This window comes from Natronorubrum sp. A-ect3 (genome assembly GCF_041821125.1).
GTDB lineage: Archaea > Halobacteriota > Halobacteria > Halobacteriales > Natrialbaceae > Natronorubrum > Natronorubrum bangense.
In genome coordinates, this window is the sequence record NZ_JBGUBB010000009.1 from 100,695 (window position 1) to 108,289 (window position 7,595).

Here is a 7,595-nt window from a genome sequence, read left to right on the forward strand (position 1 = left end):
ACGACCATCTAAACGAAATCGAACGATATGGGACTGCTCAAGTATACGGTCTACCGGCTACTGCAGGCGATTCCGGTTCTCATCGGGATCTCCATCATCACGTTCGTACTGGCGAATCTGGCACCGGGTGATCCGGTCCGGCTCATGCTGCAGGGCCAACAGGTCGACGAAGAACTCGTCAGGACGATCGAGGCACGCTACGGACTCGATCAGCCGGTTCACGTTCGATACTGGAACTACATGACCGGGCTCGTCCAGGGAGATCTGGGCTACAGTATCCATCGCCGGCGACCGGTCTCCGAGCTCATGCTCGAGCGTGCCGGACCGACGCTGTTGCTGGTGTTGTCGGCGTACGTCTTCGCGCTCGTGACGGCGATTCCACTCGGTATCATCGCCGCGAAGCGACGAAACAAGCCGACCGACCACATCTCACGAATCGTCGCGCTCATCGGTGTCAGTACGCCGTCGTTCTGGATCGGGATCATGCTGATCATCGTCTTCGCGGTTCGGCTCGGCGTCCTGCCGTCTGCAGGGCTGGTCTATCCGTGGCAGCCGCCAGCGGCGGCGGGCCACGACAGCTACATCGAACACTGGATCGAATCGATCAGACATCTGCTTCTGCCGATGGTCGCCCTGGGAACGCTACAGATGGCGACGCTGATGCGCGTCGAGCGGACCCAGATGATCGAATCGCTCCAGGAGGATTATGTCAAACTCGCCCGCGCCTACGGTGTTCCCGAGCGGACGATCCTCCGAAAGCACGCGTTCCGGTCGGCACAGTTGCCGATCATTACGATCGTCGGGCTCAACCTCTCGACGGCGCTGGGTGGCGCGGTGTTGATCGAGACCGTTTTCGCGATCAACGGGATGGGCCGGCTGTTCATCGAGGCGATACAGCAACTCGACTACCAGCTGATCATGGGGATCACGATGGTGCTCGGCGCCATCTTCGTCATCGGCGTCGTCATCACCGACATCTCGTACGCGTACATCGATCCCCGCGTAACCTACGGAGAGTAACGATGAGTGGAGGTGATACCTGAATGGCAACGACCGAATCACAGCTCGAAGACCAAGAGCCGGGCAGACAGACGGAAAGCGAGACCGCAGACGAAGAGATCGAAGCCCGCGTTGGTTGGCGGTACACGCTGGCGAAAGTAAGACGCGACACGACCGCTCGATTCGGCTTCTACATCGTCGCAGCCGTCCTGTTTATTGCGACGTTCGTGGCGATCGACAGCAACCTCTCGCGGCTCACGTTCGGGACGATGTCGGATTACACCGCCGCGCAGACGCTGCCGATCTTCGACCATCCGACGGCGCTCCCTGAATCGGGCGAAGCCCAACGAAACGTCCCGCCGGCGTTCGTCGACGGGGGGACGCTTTCACACCCGCTGGGAACCGACCCGCAGGGTCGTGATTACTTCACCCGCATCGTCTACGGCTCGCAAGTGTCAGTCAGCGTCGGTATCTTCTCGACCGCGATCGGGCTGATCGGCGGGACGATTATTGGCTCCATCGCCGGCTACTACGGAGGGCGGACCGACGACGTGTTGATGCGAGCCGTCGAAACGCTGTACGCGATTCCGCCGCTCGTGCTGATCATCGTCTTCATCGTCTTCATCAGCGATGGCAGTCCGGACATCCGCTTTGCCGTCGTCGGAGTCGGGCTGACCTTCATCCCCGTCTTCGCTCGAATCATCCGCAGCCGCGTGCTGTCGGTCCGGGAGATGGACTACATCGAGGCGGCCCGCGCCGCCGGCGTCAAAGACCGCAACATCATCCGCAGACACGTTATCCCGAACAGCTTCGCACCCGTGATGGTGTATGCAACGTTGCAGATCGGCGTGACGATCCTGATCGTCGCCGGCCTCTCCTTCCTGGGCTACGGTGCCCAGCCGCCGACACCCGACTGGGGCGAGATGCTACGAATCGCCCACGGCCGCTATATGCACTCAAACATCTGGCTGTCGATCTGGCCCGGGCTGGCGATCCTCGTGACGATTATGGGCTTCAACCTGTTCGGCGACGGGCTACAGGACGCGCTGGACCCACGAATCAAAGAGTAACCCATGAGTACCGATCCACTCCTTCGCGTCGAAAATCTCAAGACACAGTTCTTCACAGAAACCGGCACCGTCCGTGCCGTCGACGGCATCTCCTTCGAGGTCTACGAAGGCGAAATCGTCGGCCTCGTCGGTGAGTCGGGCGCCGGCAAATCGGTCGCCTCGATGAGCTTGTTGCGCCTCGTCGACAACCCCGGCAAGATCGTCGACGGCACGATCGAGTACAAGGGGAAGACGATCTTCGACCTCGAGGACGGTCCCGACGGCGACCGTCACGAACACCCCGACATGCTCTCAGAGGCTGCAATGCGCGAACAGGTTCGGGGCCGAGAGATCGCCGTGATCTTTCAGGACCCGATGGAGTCGCTGAATCCCGTGTTCACGGTCGGTGGGCAGCTCCGGGAGTTCATCGAACTCAACCGGGACCTCTCGAGTGCGGAGGCAAAAGCCGAGGCGATCCGGATGCTCCGTGAGGTCGGCATTCCCGATCCCAAAGAGCGCTACGAGGAGTACCCACACCAGTTCTCGGGCGGGATGCGCCAGCGCGTGCTGATCGCGATGGCACTGGCCTGTGAGCCGAACCTGATCATCGCCGACGAGCCGACGACCGCACTCGACGTCACCGTCGAAGGGCAGATTCTGGATCTCGTCGACGACCTGCAGGATCGCTACGACACGAGTTTCATCTGGGTCACCCACGATATGGGCGTCGTCGCCGAAATCTGTGATCGCGTGAACGTGATGTACCTCGGTGAGATCGTCGAACAGGCTCCCGTCGACGAGTTGTTCTACGAGACGAACCATCCGTACACCAAGGCCCTACTCAACTCGATGCCCCGGCCTGACCGAACCGTCGAGGAACTCGAGCCCATCGAAGGCGTGATGCCCGAAGCAATCAACCCACCCTCCGGCTGTCGATTCCATCCTCGCTGCCCCGACGCACGTGAGGTCTGTACCCGCGTTCATCCGGAGCCACTCAAGGTCGATCGTGCCGACGGCCACCCACATCGAGCAGCCTGCGTGAAACACGACGTCTTCGATGTGGGCTACGACGAGAGCACGCCCCTCGAGGACGGGGCAGACGCCGAGACGGGAGACGAAGAGACGGGAATGGGGCATGGAGCAGCCGCCGAGGGAGAACATGCCTCGACGGACGGAGGTGAATCACAGTGAGCAAACCCGACGATCCGATCGGCTTCGGCAAGACCGAGATCCCCCACGGGGAGACGTTGCTCGAGGTCGACGGGCTGTCGAAATATTTCGCGTCCGAGTCAGGACTGCTCGCGGGTATCAGCCTCGAGACTGATCAGTTTCCGCCAGTGAGTTTTGGCGTCGACCAGGTGAAAGCCGTCGACGACGTCTCCTTCGAGATCACAATGGGCGAGACGCTGGGGCTCGTTGGCGAGTCCGGCTGTGGGAAGAGCACGCTTGGGCGGACGCTGCTCCGACTGCTCGATCCGACCGACGGGACGATCACGTTCAAAAATGACGACTTAGCTGAGCTAAGCGGCGAGGAACTCCGGCAGAAGCGCTCGGAGATCCAGATGATCTTTCAGGACCCACAATCGTCGCTCAATCCCCGCATGAAGGTCGGACAGATCATCGAAGAGCCGATGCGCGCCCACAACATGTTCGACGACGAGGGCCGGGAGGCACGGGCAAAGGAGTTACTCGAGAAAGTCGGGCTCGATCCGCGCCACTACAACCGTTACCCACACGCCTTCTCCGGCGGGCAACGCCAGCGGATCAACCTCGCTCGAGCGCTGTCGGTCGACCCCGACTTCGTCGTCTGTGACGAACCCGTCTCCGCACTCGACGTCTCGATTCAGGCACAGGTGATGAACACAATGGAGGAACTGCAGGCGGAGTTCGGCCTCACCTATCTCTTTATCGCCCACGACCTCTCCGTGATCCGCCATATCTCCGACCGCGTTGCGGTGATGTATCTCGGCCACATCGTCGAAATCGCGGAAAAAGAGGAACTGTTCGAGAACCCACAGCATCCGTACACGAACGCGTTGCTCGAGTCGATCCCCGTCCCCGACCCGCGGGAGTCGGACGCTCGAGGCGTGCTCGAAGGCGAAGTACCAAGCCCGCAGGATCCACCGTCCGGCTGTCGGTTCCGAACGCGGTGTCCACAGCTGATCGCGCCCGAGGCGTACGAGTTCACAGACGAGGAGTGGGCGCACACACGGGCGTTCATGCGGGCGGTCAAACGGCGCACGTTCGAGCCAATGGCAGCCGCCGAGATTCGCCGGGAGTTCTTCGACGGCGACCTCCCGCGCGGGGACGCGGGCGAGATCATCAAAGACGCGATCAGCGCGATCGACGCGGTCGCGACGGATACCGATCGCGAGGACGAGTCGGACGACGAACGCGACGGCTGGGAGATGGCGACCGACCTGCTGCTCGAGTCGTTTGCCGAACAGAGCATCTGTGCGCGCGAACGGCCTGCCTACGACGTCGAACCCGAACACGGGACTGAACAACATTTCGCGGCGTGTCATATGCACCGGTGACGGCCCCGGCATCGAGGTACCGCTCTGATTTAGTACATGTGTGAATAGGACGCTAGTCCCACGAAACTAAATCTATTTGTGGCCATGTATGGAGATCACAGGGTTTGGAGACCCCGTTTACGCTATCGAACGATCTGTGATCGTCATCGGCTGACCAACACGATCTTTCATCTCGAAAATACTTATGTACCTGCCGTTTCTATTTACTCATGTATGAGTAAGATCATCGCAGCAGTCACGGCAGGAACGCAGCGAATCGCAAAGGCACGACGAACGATCGCCCACTCCCCACAGTTCGGCGACGACCAGTCGACGGACGAGGATGGCCGCCCAACGACGCGTATTCCACCGGGTGGCTTCCTCACCGGGTGAGAAACGGAATCGATGAGCAACAACCGCGGTTGCAGTCTCCCTTTTTACTCCTGACACTCCGACTGAACAGCCAGTAAAGCGTGTGCTGTCCGCACCGATGAACGGATACGGTGACGAAGACAGCGGCTGCACTGACGGACCGAGCGATGGACAACTCGAGGGCGGAACAGCTCAGACACACCTCACTCGAGCACCGACGACGGGTGTTTGAGATAGACGTCCTGCTCGGTCACCCGCTGGTAGAGGTCGTACAGCGTCTCCACCGCCGCCTCGTCGGGAGCAAACCGGATGTGTGGGGCGCTGTGATAGCCGCGACAGCTAATCAGGAAGAAGTACAGCGTCCGGTGGTGGGCCGGTGTGGCGTCGACCACACCCATCGAGTCCCCGCCGAGGTCGTCGGAAAAATCGTTAAGCAGCGCCGCGATATCGTCCTGAAGCTGTTCGTCCGGCCGGTACTGTGGGATCCCGAACGTCTGTTGCATGTACGTCGTCGCCGCCTCGAGAAACGGGTTCGAGTCCAGCCCGGTCGGATCGACGCGCTGGAACGTCTCGTACAGTTCGAGCACCGTCGCGAGTTCGTCGTGCGTAACGGCGATCGGCAACACCGGCTCCCCGCGCGGAAGCGAGTAGTCGGGAAACGCATGCGAGCCGGGGTCGGGAAGTTGAGCGAACAGTTGCTCGAGACTCATGTATGCTACCACGACACACAACCCTAAACGATTACTGGTGGCAACGCGGCGACAGCTCTCAACGTGACTCCTACTCGTTGGCCGTCAGTCGCGGGACAGCGGTTCGATTTACCATAGCTGTCGGTCGAGTCGTCCGTCTCGTGTACTCGAAGACGGCGAGTGAACCCGGTCTGGCAACCAATATCTCGGCCCGCCACGCGATGTGTCCAGCGGGTGGAGGGTCATCGTCGCTCTCTCGAGCACTCTGTCATCCCTCGAGACACGTGCTGTCTGCGGTGACGGTCAGTGGCGCTCGCCCGTCGTGCCGCGACAGGCCTCGATCGTCTCCCCGATCGCCTCGAGATACGCCTCCGGCTCGTACCCCAGGCGCCCGATCCAGACGTCTTGATACGATGGGTGCAGGATCGGAACGAGCCAGACATCGAGCCGGGCACACCACACCGGCTCGAGAACACACTCGAGAAAGCCCTCGAGCGTGCGGTCCTCGGCGGCGAGCACCGTTGTCGTCGCGTGTTTCCCGGTCGCGAGCACGATGTCGGGGTCGATGGCCTCGAGTTCGGTCAGCAGATGATCGCGACAGTTCGTGCGTTCCTCGGCCGTCGGCTCACGGTTGGTCGTCGGCTCCTCGGAATCGCTGCTCGCGGTTTCACCGTCGTCTCGCGGCTCCGCCGCTTGACTGTCCGCGGAACTCCGTTCCGCGCTACTCGCACTCGAGGCGCGTGGCGCCTCGCTTGCCGGAAAGCATTTGACCGCGTTCGTGTAGTAGGTCGTCTCGTCGTAGCCGAGTTGGGCGAGCATGCGCCGGATTCGTCGACCGGAGTGACGGGAGGTGTAGGCTTTCCCGGTCCAGTTGCCACCCCGCCAGCGGTCTGCCTCGGGGGTGCCGTACCCGGGCGCTTCGCCGACGACGACGACGGTCGCATCGAGCGGGCCAGTCCCCCACGAGATGCGCTCGCGACACTCGGTGAGTGCCGGACAGCGCTCACAGTCGGCCTCGAGGACGTTTCGCGTGGTCGGAAACACCGGATCCGGATCGTGATCAGCGGCGGGCACACTCGACTCGAGGCGCTGGAGCTGTGTTATCGCGCACGGTTCGATCCTTCACACGATACGACTGATTGGTAGGTTTAACACGGTGTTCGTGGGCACTGTTCCTGATGCCGATACCACAGCAAGCATCCGAACGGGTTGCGGTCGTCGGAGCCTCGATGACCCAGTTCGGCCAACGCGAGGGCTGGATCATGGATCTCCTCGCGGAGGCCGGGATCGAGTGTCTCGAGGACGCCGGTGTCGATGCGTCGGACGTCGAGCACCTGTACGTCTCGAATATGGCGAGCGGGGAGTTCGAAGGGATGACAGGTGTCCCGAACGCGCTGGCACACGACCTCGATGCGATGCCAGCGTACACCCAGCGCGTCGACCAGACGAGTTCCAGCGGCGGGGCCGGAATCTACGCCGCCTGGCAGTCGATCGCCAGCGGTGCCAGTGACATGACGCTGCTCGTCGGCGGCGAGAAGATGAGCCACCGATCGACCCCCGAGACGACCGACATCATCGCGTCGGTTACGCATCCGGTCGAGTATAAGACGGGCGTGACGCTGCCGTCGTTTGCGGGACTAACCGCTCGACACTATCTGGAGCGGTTCGACGCCCCCCGCGAGAGTCTCGGGAAAGTCGCCGTCAAGAACCACAAAAACGGCGTCGACAACCCGAACGCCCAGTTCCAGAAGGAAGTCGACTTAGAGACAGTACTGGAGTCACCGATCGTCGCTGATCCGCTGCGACTGTACGACTTCTGTCCGATCACGGACGGCTCAGCCGCACTCATGTTCTGTCCCGAGTCGGTCGCGAAAGAGCACACGGACGAGTACGTCGTCATCGCCGGCGTTGACGGCGCAACGGACACCCACGTCGTCCACGAACGCGAGGACCCGACCGTGATGGGCGGT

Annotated in this window: 8 protein-coding genes; 6 read left to right on the top strand and 2 right to left on the bottom strand. The window is 61.8% G+C overall.

The genetic code is table 11. The features are described from left to right. Window positions 1-27 precede the first annotated feature (27 nt). From ACERJA_RS18205 to ACERJA_RS18225, 5 genes are all read left to right on the top strand, one after another. On the top strand, window positions 28-1,020 hold the full coding sequence (locus ACERJA_RS18205; RefSeq protein WP_373609644.1) for an ABC transporter permease: 993 nt from the start codon (window positions 28-30) through the stop codon (window positions 1,018-1,020). 23 nt (window positions 1,021-1,043) lie between these two features. Further along, on the top strand, window positions 1,044-2,069 hold the full coding sequence (locus ACERJA_RS18210) for an ABC transporter permease (RefSeq protein WP_373609645.1): 1,026 nt from the start codon (window positions 1,044-1,046) through the stop codon (window positions 2,067-2,069). 3 nt (window positions 2,070-2,072) lie between these two features. After that, complete coding sequence (locus ACERJA_RS18215; RefSeq protein ID WP_373609646.1) at window positions 2,073-3,239, top strand: ABC transporter ATP-binding protein; 1,167 nt, start codon at window positions 2,073-2,075, stop codon at window positions 3,237-3,239. After that, the gene (locus ACERJA_RS18220; protein WP_373609647.1) at window positions 3,236-4,585 is read left to right on the top strand and encodes an ABC transporter ATP-binding protein; all 1,350 of its coding nucleotides are present in this window, start codon (window positions 3,236-3,238) and stop codon (window positions 4,583-4,585) included. The genes ACERJA_RS18215 and ACERJA_RS18220 overlap by 4 nt, the downstream gene beginning before the upstream one ends. Before the next feature lie 213 nt (window positions 4,586-4,798). Then, window positions 4,799-4,957, top strand: coding sequence for a hypothetical protein (locus ACERJA_RS18225; RefSeq protein WP_373609648.1), 159 nt, complete (start codon window positions 4,799-4,801; stop codon window positions 4,955-4,957). Window positions 4,958-5,139: 182 nt separating this feature from the next. Here ACERJA_RS18225 and ACERJA_RS18230 read toward each other — a convergent pair whose 3' ends face one another. Both ACERJA_RS18230 and ACERJA_RS18235 read right to left on the bottom strand, forming a co-directional pair. After that, on the bottom strand, window positions 5,140-5,646 hold the full coding sequence (locus ACERJA_RS18230; protein WP_373609649.1) for a hypothetical protein: 507 nt from the start codon (window positions 5,644-5,646) through the stop codon (window positions 5,140-5,142). 282 nt (window positions 5,647-5,928) lie between these two features. Next, window positions 5,929-6,699: a uracil-DNA glycosylase family protein gene (locus tag ACERJA_RS18235; protein WP_373609650.1), complete on the bottom strand. Its 771-nt coding sequence runs from the start codon at window positions 6,697-6,699 to the stop codon at window positions 5,929-5,931. A gap of 104 nt (window positions 6,700-6,803) precedes the next feature. Between ACERJA_RS18235 and ACERJA_RS18240 the strand changes: the two genes are divergently transcribed. Then, on the top strand, window positions 6,804-7,595 hold a 792-nt coding region (locus ACERJA_RS18240; protein WP_373609651.1), incomplete at its 3' end, for a thiolase family protein.